Annotated in this window: 10 protein-coding genes; 3 read left to right on the forward strand and 7 right to left on the reverse strand. The window is 41.7% G+C overall.

Translation table 11 applies throughout. The features are described from left to right. Window positions 1-90 precede the first annotated feature (90 nt). The 4 genes from G7092_RS21360 to G7092_RS21375 form a co-directional block, all read right to left on the reverse strand. A complete protein-coding gene (locus tag G7092_RS21360; RefSeq protein ID WP_166092291.1) occupies window positions 91-1,803 on the reverse strand; it encodes an EndoS/ChiA family endoglycosidase in 1,713 nt (570 codons plus the stop codon). Between the two features lie 173 nt (window positions 1,804-1,976). Next, window positions 1,977-3,746, reverse strand: coding sequence for a RagB/SusD family nutrient uptake outer membrane protein (locus tag G7092_RS21365; protein WP_166092293.1), 1,770 nt, complete (start codon window positions 3,744-3,746; stop codon window positions 1,977-1,979). 20 nt (window positions 3,747-3,766) lie between these two features. Then, window positions 3,767-7,207 (reverse strand): TonB-dependent receptor, encoded by a 3,441-nt coding sequence (locus G7092_RS21370; protein WP_166092295.1) that lies wholly within the window; start codon window positions 7,205-7,207, stop codon window positions 3,767-3,769. A gap of 276 nt (window positions 7,208-7,483) precedes the next feature. Further along, window positions 7,484-8,620 carry a FecR family protein gene (locus G7092_RS21375; protein WP_166092298.1) on the reverse strand — a complete coding sequence of 379 codons (1,137 nt, stop codon included), beginning with the start codon at window positions 8,618-8,620 and terminating at the stop codon, window positions 7,484-7,486. 252 nt (window positions 8,621-8,872) lie between these two features. Between G7092_RS21375 and G7092_RS21380 the strand changes: the two genes are divergently transcribed. Further along, the gene (locus tag G7092_RS21380) at window positions 8,873-9,688 is read left to right on the forward strand and encodes an SDR family oxidoreductase (protein ID WP_166092301.1); all 816 of its coding nucleotides are present in this window, start codon (window positions 8,873-8,875) and stop codon (window positions 9,686-9,688) included. A 27-nt stretch (window positions 9,689-9,715) separates the two neighbouring features. Further along, the gene (locus tag G7092_RS21385; protein ID WP_166092303.1) at window positions 9,716-10,627 is read left to right on the forward strand and encodes a helix-turn-helix domain-containing protein; all 912 of its coding nucleotides are present in this window, start codon (window positions 9,716-9,718) and stop codon (window positions 10,625-10,627) included. A 59-nt stretch (window positions 10,628-10,686) separates the two neighbouring features. On the opposite strand, the gene G7092_RS21390 is transcribed toward G7092_RS21385, so the two are convergent. The 3 genes from G7092_RS21390 to G7092_RS21400 all read right to left on the reverse strand — a co-directional run bounded on the left by G7092_RS21390 (window position 10,687) and on the right by G7092_RS21400 (window position 13,550). Continuing rightward, window positions 10,687-11,271, reverse strand: coding sequence for an RNA polymerase sigma factor (locus G7092_RS21390; protein WP_166092306.1), 585 nt, complete (start codon window positions 11,269-11,271; stop codon window positions 10,687-10,689). A gap of 347 nt (window positions 11,272-11,618) precedes the next feature. Further along, a complete protein-coding gene (locus G7092_RS21395; protein ID WP_166092308.1) occupies window positions 11,619-12,821 on the reverse strand; it encodes a DUF2252 domain-containing protein in 1,203 nt (400 codons plus the stop codon). Window positions 12,822-12,887: 66 nt separating this feature from the next. Continuing rightward, window positions 12,888-13,550 (reverse strand): MgtC/SapB family protein, encoded by a 663-nt coding sequence (locus G7092_RS21400; protein WP_166092310.1) that lies wholly within the window; start codon window positions 13,548-13,550, stop codon window positions 12,888-12,890. A gap of 334 nt (window positions 13,551-13,884) precedes the next feature. On the opposite strand from G7092_RS21400, the gene G7092_RS21405 reads away from it, so the two are divergent. Beyond that, a complete protein-coding gene (locus G7092_RS21405) occupies window positions 13,885-15,258 on the forward strand; it encodes an autotransporter outer membrane beta-barrel domain-containing protein (RefSeq protein WP_166092313.1) in 1,374 nt (457 codons plus the stop codon). Window positions 15,259-15,272 lie beyond the last annotated feature (14 nt).

The raw sequence follows: 15,272 nt of genomic DNA on the forward strand, positions 1-15,272 counted from the left end.
GATACAGTTTTTGTTTTAAATAGAATCTAAAGAGCTTCCGGTTATTAACCGGAAGCTCAATTAGGTGACAGATATAGGGTTTGTTAATTATTATGGGCATCCGCTGGTGGCACTGGCCTGGGTACTTGCCGTATAAACACCGTTTGTAATGGTGCCTGTGTAAGTGGTACCCAATGAGGCAACGGCAGTAGTGTTACTTGCTGCATTGTCCAGTTGCCAGTATAGTTTTAAGTTTGAGGCATTGGGGTGGCAGGTTCCCAAAGTTTTATTCATCCAGGCTGATATGGTTGACTGGCTGAGCGCGGCATTCCACACCCTTATTTCATCTATTTTTCCACTCAGGTAGGTGTTGGTAGATGATGTGGTTTCGGACCCAGCCAGGAAAGCAGCTGTATTGGTACTGCTGGTTGATGAGGGTATGGTACCCGAAAAAGTAAGCGTTTGCAGGGTACCGTTGATATACAGTTTAAGCCTCAACGCGTTGGTGCTCTGCGTGCCATCAAACACCACAGCTACATGATACCACTGACCTGCTGCAACGGTATTGGCCGCTGTATAGCCATAGCTATTGCTGCCGTTACCTAAAATTACATACAGCGAATTGTCGCCGCCGCCTGTTTGTATGGCTATCCTGTCGGTACTGGTATTGCTTTTGGCTAAAATATTGTTCCATGAGCCAATAGCGCTAAAGTACACCCATGACTCGAGGGTAAAGGCCGAAGCGCTTTTAAGCTGGGTAACATCGCCGGCCGATATTTTTCCGGAAGAAAGTGAAACCGCATTGGTGCTTGAAGTAGTTTGCGGCGGGTTCATCATTTGAATGGCTTGGCGGGTATAAATATTATGAACACCGTTGGCTATCTGATAATATTCATTGTCTATACCGTATGAGCCAACGCCGCCCTTTGTGCCTTGTGTAGGCTGCCAGCTGGCGTACTGGTATATTTGTACCGGATTATAATTATAGCTGGAGTTTTGTCCGTCGCCAGATCCATCTTCAAAATCAACAATAGGTATAAACTGATTAGGCCTGATGTATGCAGAATAAGTATTGAACGTGCCGGTTAGCGAACTGGTTTGACGCCAATAAGCCTGTTGATACAAATAGCTGATAAAAGTAGAAACTTGTCTGAAAAAGCTGCTGGTACCATCTTCATTGGTATCTAAAATCAAGAGTTTTCCGGTTGTTGCTTTCGGGCCAAAGTATTGACTCAAGGCACTCATCAGGCCTACATCAGCGGTTAGCGTTGCGCCTGATGGAATACTCTCTACATCCAGATCGATCCCGTCATAGCCCATGGCATTATAGCTGTTGTAAGTAGCCAATGCCCAGGCCGCGTAACCTGTGCTGTTATTGGTATAGTGATTGGTATAGGAAGTATCAGATGTGGTATTGGGTAAACCCTGTGTGTTTACAATTTTTGTTCCTTTGGCGTGTAATGCAGGTATGTAAGTATTTTTTAAAGCAGGCCAGTAAGGCGAGCTGGGAGGTGTATAGTCGGTAAAGTTGGAGATAATATCTACACTATCCGGCATATCAGTCATGGCGGGGCCATTAACATCCCCGGATACGGTTTTATCGCCCCAGGTACGGTAATAGCCAACCATGAGTTGGTGAGCGCTGTTTTTGTAAGCGATGAGGTCGGCATTGGTAGCCGTAACGTTTAAATGATTTGCCGCCGAATTAACTGCCGGTTCTTTTGTGCCGTTGTGGATATCCTTTTTACAGGATGTAACACCTGCAATAATGCAGGGGCACAGCATGAACAGCCATGTCTTAACTACAAAGATGTTTTTTTTCATAATAGGTTTTTTAAAGGTTTATAAATGAAGACGAAAACTTGTGAGCGATAGACTGTTTGGCGGATAAGGGTTGTGAGTTATTATGTTTTGAAAAGAACCCTCCCGAGGAAGGGTTCTTATAACCAACTAATCAACTATGCCGGTACTCACTCCGGCGATAGCAGTATCTTTAATTACCAGCCCGGGTTTTGTTTGATGGCCGGATTTACTACTGTTTCCTGTACAGGAATTGGTAAAAGATAATCACGGTTTACATTAAACTGATAACCGCTGGCCATGCTGCTTACATTGCCGTATGGGGCGATGTATCCATCGGCATTAACAAACAGGTTGGTGCCTATTTTAATGGCCGGTATAACGGTTAAAAACTGGTTGGCTTTAGCGCCCAGGGGAGATTTACCCACAATAACAGTTGGCGCTGCGGCCCATCTCAACACATCATTAAGCCGGTAGCCTTCGCAAGCTAATTCTATCCGGCGCTCACGGCGTACCTCGTTAATAACCGGCGAAAGAGAAGGGAAAAGCCAGTTAGGATCTGCAGCTATAGATGCGATATTTAGATGCGGCATTTTTACCCGGTCGCGGAGTTTGTTGATGGTCATATCAACATCTCCCTGTGTTAGTGTACCCAGTTCGGCACGGGCTTCGGCATATATCAGCAATATTTCGGCATAACGCATATAAATTACGCCATCGGTACCACCGGGGCCATTGTGGCTATCCTGGAAATAATCGGTATTGAGCCCTTTTCTGATCTGGAAGCCCGTAGTACATGGTGTTCCGGAAACAAGTCCCGGGTAAGTAAATAATTTCAATGGAGAAGCTCCCGGGATATTAGAAATCACGGTATCGCCATATAAAAACACACTCTGTCTTAACCTTGGATCGCGATTTTTTAGCTGATGCGCAAGGGAGTCGTTCCCTTTATACAGTGGACTCAAGCTGATAGGTTTACCATCGGTACACAGGTAGTCATCAACCAGACTTTTTGACAAGCCGTCGGAGTTGGTGCCGCCCGATCCAAACTGGTAATAATTTTGCCAGTAGGTAGTAATACCGGCTTGCTGGTTATATGCTCCCCAAAACATGATCTCCTTGCTGCTGGTATAATCGGTTTGGTTAAACAAATTGAAGTACCCGTTAGATACCCCAACATTATCCAGTTGATATACACCCGAAGAGATCACGGTATTGGCGGCATCGGCAGCCATTTGTAAATAATTGGCTCCGTTTTGTCCACTAACGCCAAAAGCATCGCCTGCATGGTATTTTTCCCAGGTACCTTCAAATAAGCATACCCTTGCTTTAAAACCCTGCGCGTATTCTTTATATAAACGCTGCGATTGCGCTTTGCCTTTTGCCGGCAGATTGGTGATGGCCCGGTTAAGGTCATTCAAAATAGAATCCACCACCACATTACGTGGCAATCTTGGTGCATTTAAAGCGGTTATCTCATCAACATTTAAAGCTTTGGTAATAAAAGGTACTCCGCCTACGTTTTGAACGGCCTGGAAATATAACATCGCCCTGAAAAAATAAGCCTCACCTACGTAAGGTGCAATATCACTGGCGGCGCCGCTAACTTTTGAATAATTAGCCAGGAAATAATTAACATCACGGATATTGGCCCAATCGGCATAACTGGAATTGTTTATGGTCAGCTGTCCGCTTAAGCGGCCATCCAGAGATTGCGGAACCATGTTATCGCTATTATCATCAACACTGTATATGCCCAAACTTCCATAGTTACGGTAATGCGGAAAAATATTATCCTTTCCGTATAAATTGTTCATGTAGTTCTGCAAATCGCTGGGGGTATGCCAGTAGGATGCCTCGGTAAGACTGGTGGGTGGCGCCTGATTTAGTAAGCCATCCTTTTTACAGGATGATATAGCCAATAAGCCCAGTATGCTGTATATGTATAGGAGTTGTTTCGGTTTCATGTTTTTAAATATTTGTGTTGTTATTTAATATTCATTTGTAAACCAAAGGAATAGGTGCGCTGTAGCGGATATATCTTCTCGTCGCTTTGCAATAATTCAGGATCTACGTACTGGTGTTTAAACACACCGGTGATGGTGGCCAGGTTATCTACGCTGCCATATAACCGTACTCCATAAAGGTGAATTTTTTGAGTAAACCTATCGGGAATAGTATAACCCAGTTGCACATTTTTTAAGCGCATATAGGCAGCATTTAACAAATAGCCCGATTGCGTGATCTGGTTTTTACCCGGACCGTTGTTGATATCCAGCCTTGGGAAATAGCCATTAGTATTGGTTGGCGTCCACCGGTCGGCCATTTTAGGTGTTACGGTACTTTGATATTCTGAAGTTACTCCCCAGAAGTAGTTATTGCCGGGCACATAGTCTGTGTGGCCCTGTCCTTGTATAAATATGGCCACGTCAATACCTTTCCAGCCTACGTTGGCATTAAAACCATATAAATATTTGGGGGTAGTATTGCCTATAATAGCCTGATCACCAGGATTGCCAACAGTTTTGCTGCCGTAAGTGATCTTTCCATCGCCGTTCAGGTCAGCATATTGAATATCTCCGGGTTTATAGCCGCTTCCATTGATGGCGGTTTGATCTGGAGAACTGTTAACCTGTGCCTGTGTTTGAAATTTACCAACTGTTTTAAATCCCCATATAGCGCCCATTGGTTCACCCGCATACGGCTGGTTGATCAGCTTTGCCGGGTTTCCATCGTATTTGGTTATTGTACCTGTGTAATGGCCCATGTTTGCCCTAACCATCACCCTAACCTGGTTAAATTGGTGTTTCCATGAAAGTGTAGCATCCCAGCCTTTTGTAGTTGATGCCGCAGCATTTACCGTTGGAGCCGAAACACCCAAGGTAGCCGGAGGGGTAGTTGAGGGAGCGAACTGATCTTTTATTTTTTTGTTATACCAATCGGCAGTGAGGCTAAAATCAGTCAGGAAATCTACGTCGATACCAATGTCCAGCATGGATGGTTTTGCCCAGGTAATCGTAGGGCTGGGCAGGTTTCCGGGATTGGAAACGGAAGGCAGACGGCCACCGCTGGACGGTGTGAATATCCATTGACTGTTATTGGCTTGATTAACCTGTAAATTGCTCAGGTAAGGATAAAAGCTATTCTGGGTTAAAAGTGAAGAAATATCGCCTAAGCCACCATAGGAGGCACGGAATTTAAGGTTGGCGATATGGTTGCGTAAGGGCTCAAAGAAATTTTCTTTAGAGACATTCCATCCGGCAGATACCGAGGTAAACCAATGATAACGGGTATTCTGCGGAAATAAGGAAGTGCCCATATAGCTGGCATTGCCCTCTATTAAGTATTTTTCTTTGTAATTATAATTAACCCTGCCAATGCTGCTACTGGTAGCCCAGCTGTAAGGAGGAACGCCATTAATACTATTGGCTCCATCTGTTACAATAGGGGTTGTGCCGCTGGTAAGTGCAAGTGAAGGCAGACTGGTACTGTACAGGTACTGGTTATAACCGTACAAGTTTGAATACGTTTTTTGTTCGGTTTGCTGACCTACCAATACTTTAAAATAATGACCGCCTATTTGCTTTTCGTAACTGGTAAAATAGTTGTAGTTATAATAGGTGGTAAGCCCGTAATTTTGAGCTACAGACGATATGGTATTACTTAATGTTTGCGGATTGTTGGGGGTTGAATAGTAATAAGGTAAAACGGTGCTTGTTTGATTATAACTTTGGTAGTTATAAGTGTACTGACCGGTAATATTCCAGCCTGGTAATGGCTTAATGATGATGTCGCCACCTATCCGGCTGTTATTTGTACGGCTTTTATTGCTGCCGCCTTGTTGTATCTGTGGAATATAAGAGGTTGGGTCATATCCGCCATTAGGGTCAATTAAGGGCAAATTTGGCCAAATACGCGCTATCTGATGGAAAAAATTACTACCGGTACTGCTGCCTCCGTTATATGGCGATACATTGTTCTCCTGTGAAAATGCCGTTTTAACGCTGAAAGTAACATATTTATTAAGATCGGCAGTGAGATTCGCTCTTAGGTTATTGCGTTTATAGCTATCATTAAAATAGTTAAAAAGCCCGTTTTGATTAGTTGCCCCAAAGCCTACAAAATAAGTTATTTTGTCGCTACCGCCATCTACACTAAAATTGTGCTGTTGGCTTGCCGATGTTTTTTTCAGGTAAATTTTAAACCAATCGTTGTTGGCATTTCCAAATATGGGATCATAGCTGGCCCACTGGTTAGAGCCTGGAACAGGTATAGTATTAGGGATTGCATTAGGGTTTTGCACGTAAGTGGTTATCCTGCTGATGGCATCATCGGTAAACAGCGGTGGTTGCCCTGCGTTAACAAAGGCCTCGTTCATCGTGTTCGCAAAAATAAGCGAATTGGACATTTGCGGCACGTTTAGCGGTTTAGCATAGGCGAAGTTGTTGGAATAGCTAAAGCGGGCAGGTTGATTTTTTTTACCTTGTTTAGTGGTGATCAATAATACGCCGTTAGGAGCTCTGGAGCCGTAAACAGCCGATGACGCCGCATCCTTAAGCAAACTGATGTTTTCAATATCATTAACATTGATAGAGTTGATATCCGTTTCTAATCCGTCAACCAAAATAAGCGGTCCGGCAAGCTGTCCATTAAAACCGGTAAAGCCACGTACATTAATAGTTTTGGCCGAACCTGGGGCGCCGCCACCATAATTGGTAGTTACATTTAAACCGGCCATTACACCTTGTAATGCACTGCCTACATTGGGCACAGGGCGGTTTTGCAGGTCTTTACCGCTTACCTGGTCAACAGCGCCGGTAAGGTCTGCTTTTTTCTGGGTGCCAAAAGCAACAACAACTACTTCACTAAGGTCACTCTTGCGGGGTACTAATTGAATATTGATCTCAGCGCGGCCATTAATTTCTACTTCGCTTGTCTGGTAACCTACAAAACTAAAGGTTAATATACCTTGGGCGTTGGGTATCGAGAGCGCGTAATTGCCTTTGCTATCGGTAGCCATAGATGTGGATGATCCTTTTAACCTAACCGTTACGCCGGGTAATGGCAAGCCGTTTTCATCACTTACCTTACCCTTAACCATTACGTTTACCACTTGTGTTACAGGTGCCTGTACATTCCTTTTTTGAACTACTATGGTTTTATCTACAATAGTATAAGTTAAGGGCTGGTCTTTAAAGCAATCTGTAAGCGCCTGTTGCAAAGTGGCGTGATCCAGTGAAATATCAATGTTGTGTGTTCCGCGTAATACTTCGTCTTCGTACCAAATAATATAATTGGTTTGCTTTTGTATCGCAGTAAAAACTTTTTTTATGGAGATGTTTTTTTCTGAAAGCGTTACTTGCTGTGCAAATCCCGTAGCTGATGCCTGTAAACAGGCCAATGTCATCAAAAAAACTACAAATTTCATAACCATGAAAATTTTAATGAGCGGCCTCTGCTTAAAAAACAAAGGCTTAAAAAGAGTATAAAAATTCATACTTTAGGAGTTAGGTTAACTGAATAGATTATCTGTAACTGGATTTTTTATCCCGATACAATCGGGAAGGGGTTAACCAGATATTACCCGGCAGTGTTGGTAGCACTGCCGGATTTTTTTTATGGTAACCGCATGGTGGGTTTAAAGTATTTCTTATGCCATATTTGCTATTGTTTAAGGTGATTAATCAATTGAGTTTAATAAGGTTTAGGGTGTTACGATGAGTTTTTTGCCGGCCATCTTAAAATGTATCTTATTTAATTCCAATACTTTTAATAAAACAGACAGGTTTGATTCGCGGGAAATACCACCGGTAAATAAGCGGGTTGGCATATCGCCCTGGTATTCTACATCTATATCGTACCATCGCGACACTTGTCGCATAATGGTTTTTATATCTTCATTTACAAATAAGGTTTGCCCGCTTTTCCAGGCCATAACTGCATTGATATCTGCATCATCCGTAACAGATAATTTTCCATCGGCAGTAAGTTGTGCTTGCTGCCCGGGCTTTAGCACACTTGTAAGTTTATTTTTTACAATTTTCACCGATCCTTCCAATAAAGTGGTTTTTACTGCGGCTTCATCATTGTAAGCCATAATGTTAAAGTGGGTGCCTAAAACCTCTACTTCCTGTTGCCCGTTCACGTTAATTTTAAAGGGCATCGCTTTATTTTTTGCTACTTCAAAATAGGCTTCGCCGGTAATGGCTACCCTGCGTTCAGTGCCGGAAAAAGCGATAGGATAAGTGATAGATGAAGATGCATTGAGCCATACTCTGGTGCCGTCGGCCAGTTGCAAATCATACTTACCGCCCCGGGGCGTTGTCATGGTATTATATATGGCTGTAGTATTGCCTGTGGCTGTTTGGTTATAGGCAATATGCCCGTTGCCCGATTTTACAATTTTGGTTTTACCCTGATGTGCAAGTAATCCGTTCTGGGCCGAATCTAAAACGATATGGGAACCATCGCCGAGGGTCAATATGGCTTTATTGCCGCCCGGTTGTACATCAATTGGCCCGGGTTTGGTCAGGGCGGTTAATGCCGTAGGTTTTGGTTTATTGTATTTAAGAAAATATATACCGGGTAAAATAAACAGGAGTATTGCTGCTGCCAGCTTTGCCCAGTTTAGTACCCGGTGTTTAAACTTTTTTTCAGGAGATGATGAATGGTTAAAAATGCGGTCGAGGATTAGTTGCTGCCGGTTATCGGGCAAAGCGCGTTCTTCGGTCTCCTGGTTTAAAGCATCTCCAAGTACTTCTTTTACCTGCGAGGCATTTTGCAGATTGTTGATATAATCAAAAAGCTCATGAGTTTCGGCCCCGGAGGCTTCTTTGCTCATATACCGGTTAAATAAATTTAGGAGTTGCTGGTTATTCATATTACTTAAAGGGATCACTTACGGGAAAGCAGATCACATATTTAGCCCTTTATATACACTGACACCTGACAAAGCAGGGAGGGTGAGTTGAAATGATAATTTTTTTGAATTAATTTATAAATCTGCAAAAAGTATACAACTCCCCCGAATTTGTGTTATCCGTAGCCCTCCTAATAACCAGACCTTTACATCGTAATTTAAAATCTCAGAAAAATGAATAAGACTATTTTAATAACAGGTGCAAGCAGCGGTATTGGAGCTGCAACTGCAAAATTATTTGTACAGGAGGGCTGGAACGTAATTGCTACCATGCGGAAACCAGAACACGAAACAGAATTAAGAACATCAGATCATGTATTGGTAACCAAATTGGATGTTTTGGATCTGTATTCTATTGAAAACGCTGTAAATGAGGGTATCCAAAAGTTTGGAAAGATTGATGTATTAGTTAACAATGCAGGTTACGGCGCTTATGGTACATTGGAGTCTTTTCCAAGAGAAAATATCGTTCGCCAGTTTAACACTAATGTGATCGGACTGATAGACGTTACCAAAGCCTTGCTTCCTCATTTTCGCGTAAATAAAAGCGGTATAATTATTAATATTTCTTCTATTGGGGGTAAAATGACTTTCCCTTTGGGCGCTTTGTACCATGGAACCAAATTTGCCGTTGAAGGTATTTCCGAATCATTGAGCTTTGAGTTAGAACAGTTTGGCGGAAAAGTGAAGATCATTGAACCTGGCGCCATTGCTACCGATTTTTCGGAGCGTTCATTGGATTTTAGCAATGATGAAAGCCTTACCGAATATCAATCAATGGTTGGGAAAATAAACGCCGGAATGCCTGCTTTTTTTGCAAACGCTTCACCGGCCAGTGTGGTTGCTGATGTCATTTACAAAGCGGCTACTGATGGTACCAATCAATTGAGATATACCGCCGGCGAAGATGCTAAAGTGATCATCGAAAATCGCCGGCAGGTGGATGATGCCGCATTTATTGAGGGAATGAAAACACAATTCGGTCTTTAATTATTCAATACTTAAATTAGAAGTCTTATGAGCGCTTTTATCCACCTGCAAACCATCACAGATCTGTTTAAATTTTTTAGGTTAACTCAACCTATCCGGCATCCCCTGGTTGCTGTGGTAGATTTTAACAGGGTAAGTGAGCTGGTTAATGAGGAAACAAGGCTTTCTACAGACTTCTATTACCTTTTATTTAAAAACTATAACAGGAACAACTTAAAGTATGGCCGTAAAGTTGTTGACTTTCAGGACGGAAGCCTGATTTGCATGGCCCCCAACCAGGTTATTGAATTGGATAATGATATCGAAGTTTCTGAAAATATGATGGGTTGGGGGCTGTTTTTTCACCCGGATCTAATCAGAGCTACCTCGCTAAATGAGAAAATGAAAGACTACAGTTTTTTTTCTTATGAGATGTCTGAGGCGCTTCATTTGTCTGAAAAAGAAAAGCAGATCTTATATGATTGTGTACAGAAAGTTGAAGCTGAGTTACAGGAAAATATAGATGTACACAGCGAGGCTATCATCGTTTCTACCATTGAATTGCTTTTAAACTATTGCTTCCGGTTTTATGGGCGACAATTTATTACCAGGAAAAATTCTAATAACTCGGTAGTGGTTCAGGTAGAAAAAATTCTGAGTGAATATTTTGAGAGAGACGATATTAATAACAAAGGCTTACCTACTGTAAAATATCTGGCAGAGCAGGTTTATTTATCACCTGGCTATTTGAGCGACCTGCTCAAAAAAGAAACTGGCAAAAATGCCCAGGATCACATACACTTTTATTTAATTGAAAAAGCCAAAAGCATTTTATTAAGCACTAATAAATCTGTTGGCGAAATAGCCTATTCTTTAGGATTTGAATACCCACAGTACTTTAATAAACTTTTCAAGCAAAAAACCGGAAGAACTCCCATTGAGTTCAGGAGTATGAATTAAAAATGAGGTTTTGGCTTTCCGGCAAACATTTAATCGCCTAAGTATGGAAGCAGTTTGGGCTATTTAAAAAGCAGATAAAACAGGATAAGTGTATTGATCTGAACAAAATAAGTCCGGATAAATTTGAGGGCCAGTTTCATGTGTGTATGAACGGTTGACGACGAGATATTTAACCTGCCGGCTACTTCGCTGTATTTCAACCCTTCCTGGTGGCACATGGTATAAATCAATTTTTGCTGTGGTGTAAGGTGGTTGATAGCCTGGTTAAGCGAATGTTCCAGGTCATGGTAAATAACCGCATCTTCGGTATTATTTACCTCTTCTGTCATTTGTTTGCTTAGCTCAAAAGCGATCAGGTTTTCATGGGCAATTCGCCTTAATACATTATAGGCGTAATTTCGGGTCATGCGGTTTACATAGGCGCCAAAATTTTCAATCTCCGGCAAATTTTGGCGATTGATCCAGATTTTCAGAAAAATGTCCTGCAAAATTTCTTCGGCCAGCTCTTCAGACCGGGTGAGTTTTAAAGCAAAAGGGTAAACTGTTTTTGAATAATGCTCAAAAAGTATAGTGAATGACTTTTGATCGCCGGCAGCTACCTGGAGCAAAAGCACTCGCTCTTTATCTATTGATCTATTTTGCAATGCGTTATAAAAAAACAGGGTTATTAATTTGGTTCACTTTTGTGGAGTGAATGTATTCTAAAAAGATATAATTTGCCTATTTTATCACCGCGCAAACGTTTGTTTGGAATTAAGGCTGTTTGGTGAAATATAAATGATAAGCGTGGGCTAAATGCAGCAAAACAGGCTATTTGGCAACACACCTTTTCAGAAAGGAATGATCTTGAAATCTGAGTTGGGATACATCAATAATTGTTTACGCAAGCGTTTGCGTAAACAATTAAAAATAAGGGGCTTAAACAAGGTATGTTTAAAGCCTGATTTTGTGGGTAAGTGTAAACGGATTATAAATAATTAATGATTTATAATCATTTGGTTTTGATGGTTTTATAGCCAGCCATATACTGTTTGTAATCATTTTTAACCTGGTTGGCATAGCTTTTTGTATAAGCGATAAGTGGTTTTTGCCAATCATTTTCATGGGCAAAAGCGGTTAATGCATCATTAATAGCCGAGCCCTGTATGCCGCAACTCCGTAACTGTGCCGAGGCGGTTAAAGTGGCCATATCCAATAATACACATTGCATATCCTTAAGATTTTCGGCTAAAAGATCCAGATTGATTTTGTCGGCAAATGGCTGCATTTCCTGTAATACATAAGTGTCGCCTTTAAATACCGTGGTACTCAGCAATGCAGGGGATATATTCTGCATCCGGTATTTGGTGGTGATCATCCGCTCGGCATCTGTGGCCCATTTAGGTTGGCGGATTGGATTGTAAGGAGCAAGCGATGATTTAGTACCCTCTTTAAGTTCCAGTAACAAAAAATCGCCTTTGATTTTAGTGTTCTGCAATAAAAACATATAGCGTTTTAGCCCGATACTCCCGGTACCGGCCACCCTAAAAGCAGCATCTTTAACCTCGTAATTATTAGGCCAGGAGGTAGTTTTTTCGAGCAGGCTGCCCAGGTGTTGCATCAGTTCGGTTTTTAGGAGCTTCGGGATATCAAAATGAGTTTGGTTGTCTATTTTGATGCGCAGTTGTTTATGAACCGGGGTGGCAATTTTTTTGATGATGTCCTTTTCCTTTCTTTTTTTAACCTTGCTTAAAAAATCGCTTACGATGCCATCGGCAGTTCGGGGATCGATATAATAAGCTTTACCCGATTGCAAAACCTCGGTATATTTCTTCACAAAAAGCTTAACCATTTTGTCGGCTTCGGCTTTGGTTAGTTTCAGGGTATCAAAAGCTACATAAATGCTGGTGAGCACCCGGGCTACCTCCCAGTTTGAAGGAGCCAGCATCGATTCGTCAAAATCATTCAGATCAAAATAAACCTGACGGTTGTTCCCTTTAAAACTACCGAAATTTTCCAGGTGCAGGTCACCGCAAACCCATACCTGGGGCGAAACCGGAAAATCTTTCACTTTACACAGGTCCTCATAAAACAGGTGACAGGTACCCCGGAAAAAGCGGAAAGGGCTTTCAGCCATCGCTTTATATTTTAGTTGAACCTTGTCGGGCAGCAGAGGGGCATTAAATTTTTTAATTCTTTCAATAATAGTATCCATAACATACAGCATTTAAAATGTAAAATATAATGCAGGGTTGATGAAAAGGCTTTTTAATGAGATTGGTCACCATTCAAAGGATTGTACAATGCTCTGGTCCAGCAGCCAGTCATTAAACAATTCCAGTTGTTTCCCTTTGCCGGAGATCAATACTTCCAGGATCACCTGCTCGCCGGAGCGTAATACTTTGGAGTTGGTAACCTGCAGGTTTAAACTTTCTACTTGTTGTTGAATAGCTCCCGAAGGGTATTTATCCTTAAACGTAATTTTATAATCGCGATGCTGAAAGCGAAAATCTATCCGGAACTGGATAAAATCAAGGGCGTAAAGTATAAACAAGGATAGTACCAGCGACAAGCCCGCCAGTACATATTCGCCAATACCTATCAGCATGCCTATAGCGGCGGCTATCCAGATGGAGGCTGCGGTAGTGATGCCCGAAACACTTATATTGTTGCGGAATATAACCCCTGCCCCTAAAAAACCTACACCGGTAATAATGTTGGCCGCTATACGATCGCGATTAGCTTCGACACCCAGAAGGTAGGAGCAAATGGTGAATACAGTTGATCCAAAACAAATGAGCGCCAGCGTACGGAATCCTGCCGACTTACCGCGTATCTCCCGCTCAAAGCCCAGGATACTGCCGCATATAACCGATAAAGTTATTTTTAATATTTCATCGCCACTAATAGTATGGGCGGTATTGATAACTGAACTAAGTAACATTTTAGGTTTAACATTTATGTTTTTTCGAATAGCAGGTTTAGTAAATATAAATAAAATAAAGCGTGGAATGATACCCACATTTAGTAGATATTAACAAGTGTTTTAAATAAGACGTTAAATATCATGGAAGCCTATTTATTTAAAATGATAAATAATTATATTTGAAGCACCTGAACAACAATATATGGCAACATTATCACAATAAGAAAAACCTTAGCCCCTAGCCTTCAAAAGGCATCAATCAAACAATATTTATTCATTCCGTAACAACTCAGTACCAATCTGATACAGACAGATCTTGCACGTATGTTTTTATCAAAACTTTATCTCAATCATGAAGCTTTTTAACTTAATCTTATTTGCCGGCTTATTAACCGGATATAGCAGCTATGCTCAAAACACATTTCCGGCTACAGGCAATGTCGGTATCGGAACAACTACACCAGCCAATCCGCTGGATGTAAAAGTTAATACAAACACAACCGCAGGTATAAATTTAACCAATAGTAGTGTAGGTTCGGCTGCCCGTACCCGCCTTACTTTTTTTAATGATGCAAATTATGCCTTAATAAACCTTAACTCAACCACATATTCAACGGATCCGAACTCGCTGTTGATTCATGCCCCGCTTACTGGGGGTGGCTCATTGATATTTGGAACAGCTGCTACGGAGCGTATGAGAATTACTGCCAATGGAAATATTGGAATTGGTACTAATGCACCACAGTCGTTACTGCATGTTTCCGGAACAGGTACTTTCGTTAACCAAACCTCGCAGTTCGATCCAAGATCATTGATCATACAGTCCAATAATGGAGGTCGGGGCCTTGTAACCGGTGCACAATTGGAATTTGTTCTTCCTGCAAATACTGATGGTACTAATCCATGGGGACAGGCCCGGATTATTGCAGTAGCTGGCAATAGTAATACAGGCGACGCTACCGGTAAAATGGTTTTGGGCACCCGTAGAATGATGAATAAGGTTGGATCGGGTTCTACCTGGTATTACGGTGATGACATCATTATTGATGGAGGAGGCAATGTAGGTATTGGAACAACAACGCCGTCAGCCTCACTAACGGTTGTTAATAGTACGCCACTGATTCAGCTTTTTGATAAAGAAAGTAACCCGGCCGATGGAAGTAGTGAAGGGAAAATTGCATTTGGTTCAGCAGGAGGGGCCGAATGGGCCTCAATTGAGGCATCCCGGTTAACTGGTTCAGCAGATGATGTGACTGCTTTGAAATTCAAGACCAGTTGGGCTACAGGGGCAGGTGGAGACGGTACAAATATAGAAAGAATGCGTATCAGCTTTAATGGTAATGTAGGAATAGGAACTATTAGTCCGCAAAACAAACTCGATGTAAATGGTACAATTCATTCCAAAGCGGTCAACATCGATTTGAATGGCTGGAATGATTACGTTTTCAAAAAAGATTACCAGTTAAGATCATTAAGTGAAGTAAAAGCCTATATCGACCAAAACCAGCATTTGCCAGAAATTCCGTCGGAACGGGAAATGATCAAAAACGGATTAGATGTGGGCGAGATGAATAAACTGCAGATGAAAAAAATCGAAGAGCTGACTTTATATCTAATAGAGAAAGACACAGAGATAAACGAACAAAAAGCCACCAATAACAAATTACAGGAGCAAATTAATCAGCTAAATAAAAAGCTCGAACTCCTGATCAATAAAATCAAATAAACTTTTAGCCCCTT

This window comes from Mucilaginibacter inviolabilis (assembly GCF_011089895.1).
In the GTDB taxonomy this organism is placed as follows: domain Bacteria; phylum Bacteroidota; class Bacteroidia; order Sphingobacteriales; family Sphingobacteriaceae; genus Mucilaginibacter; species Mucilaginibacter inviolabilis.

Bases quoted from the DNA above. Each gene is read 5' to 3' on its own strand.
- G7092_RS21360 (WP_166092291.1), bottom strand. From the start codon at position 1,803: ATGAAAAAAAACATCTTTGTAGTTAAGACATGGCTGTTCATGCTGTGC.
- G7092_RS21365 (WP_166092293.1), bottom strand. From the start codon at position 3,746: ATGAAACCGAAACAACTCCTATACATATACAGCATACTGGGCTTATTG.
- G7092_RS21370 (WP_166092295.1), bottom strand. From the start codon at position 7,207: ATGAAATTTGTAGTTTTTTTGATGACATTGGCCTGTTTACAGGCATCA.
- G7092_RS21375 (WP_166092298.1), bottom strand. From the start codon at position 8,620: ATGAGCAAAGAAGCCTCCGGGGCCGAAACTCATGAGCTTTTTGATTAT.
- G7092_RS21380 (WP_166092301.1), top strand. From the start codon at position 8,873: ATGAATAAGACTATTTTAATAACAGGTGCAAGCAGCGGTATTGGAGCT.
- G7092_RS21385 (WP_166092303.1), top strand. From the start codon at position 9,716: ATGAGCGCTTTTATCCACCTGCAAACCATCACAGATCTGTTTAAATTT.
- G7092_RS21395 (WP_166092308.1), bottom strand. From the start codon at position 12,821: ATGGATACTATTATTGAAAGAATTAAAAAATTTAATGCCCCTCTGCTG.
- G7092_RS21400 (WP_166092310.1), bottom strand. From the start codon at position 13,550: ATGTTACTTAGTTCAGTTATCAATACCGCCCATACTATTAGTGGCGAT.
- G7092_RS21405 (WP_166092313.1), top strand. From the start codon at position 13,885: ATGAAGCTTTTTAACTTAATCTTATTTGCCGGCTTATTAACCGGATAT.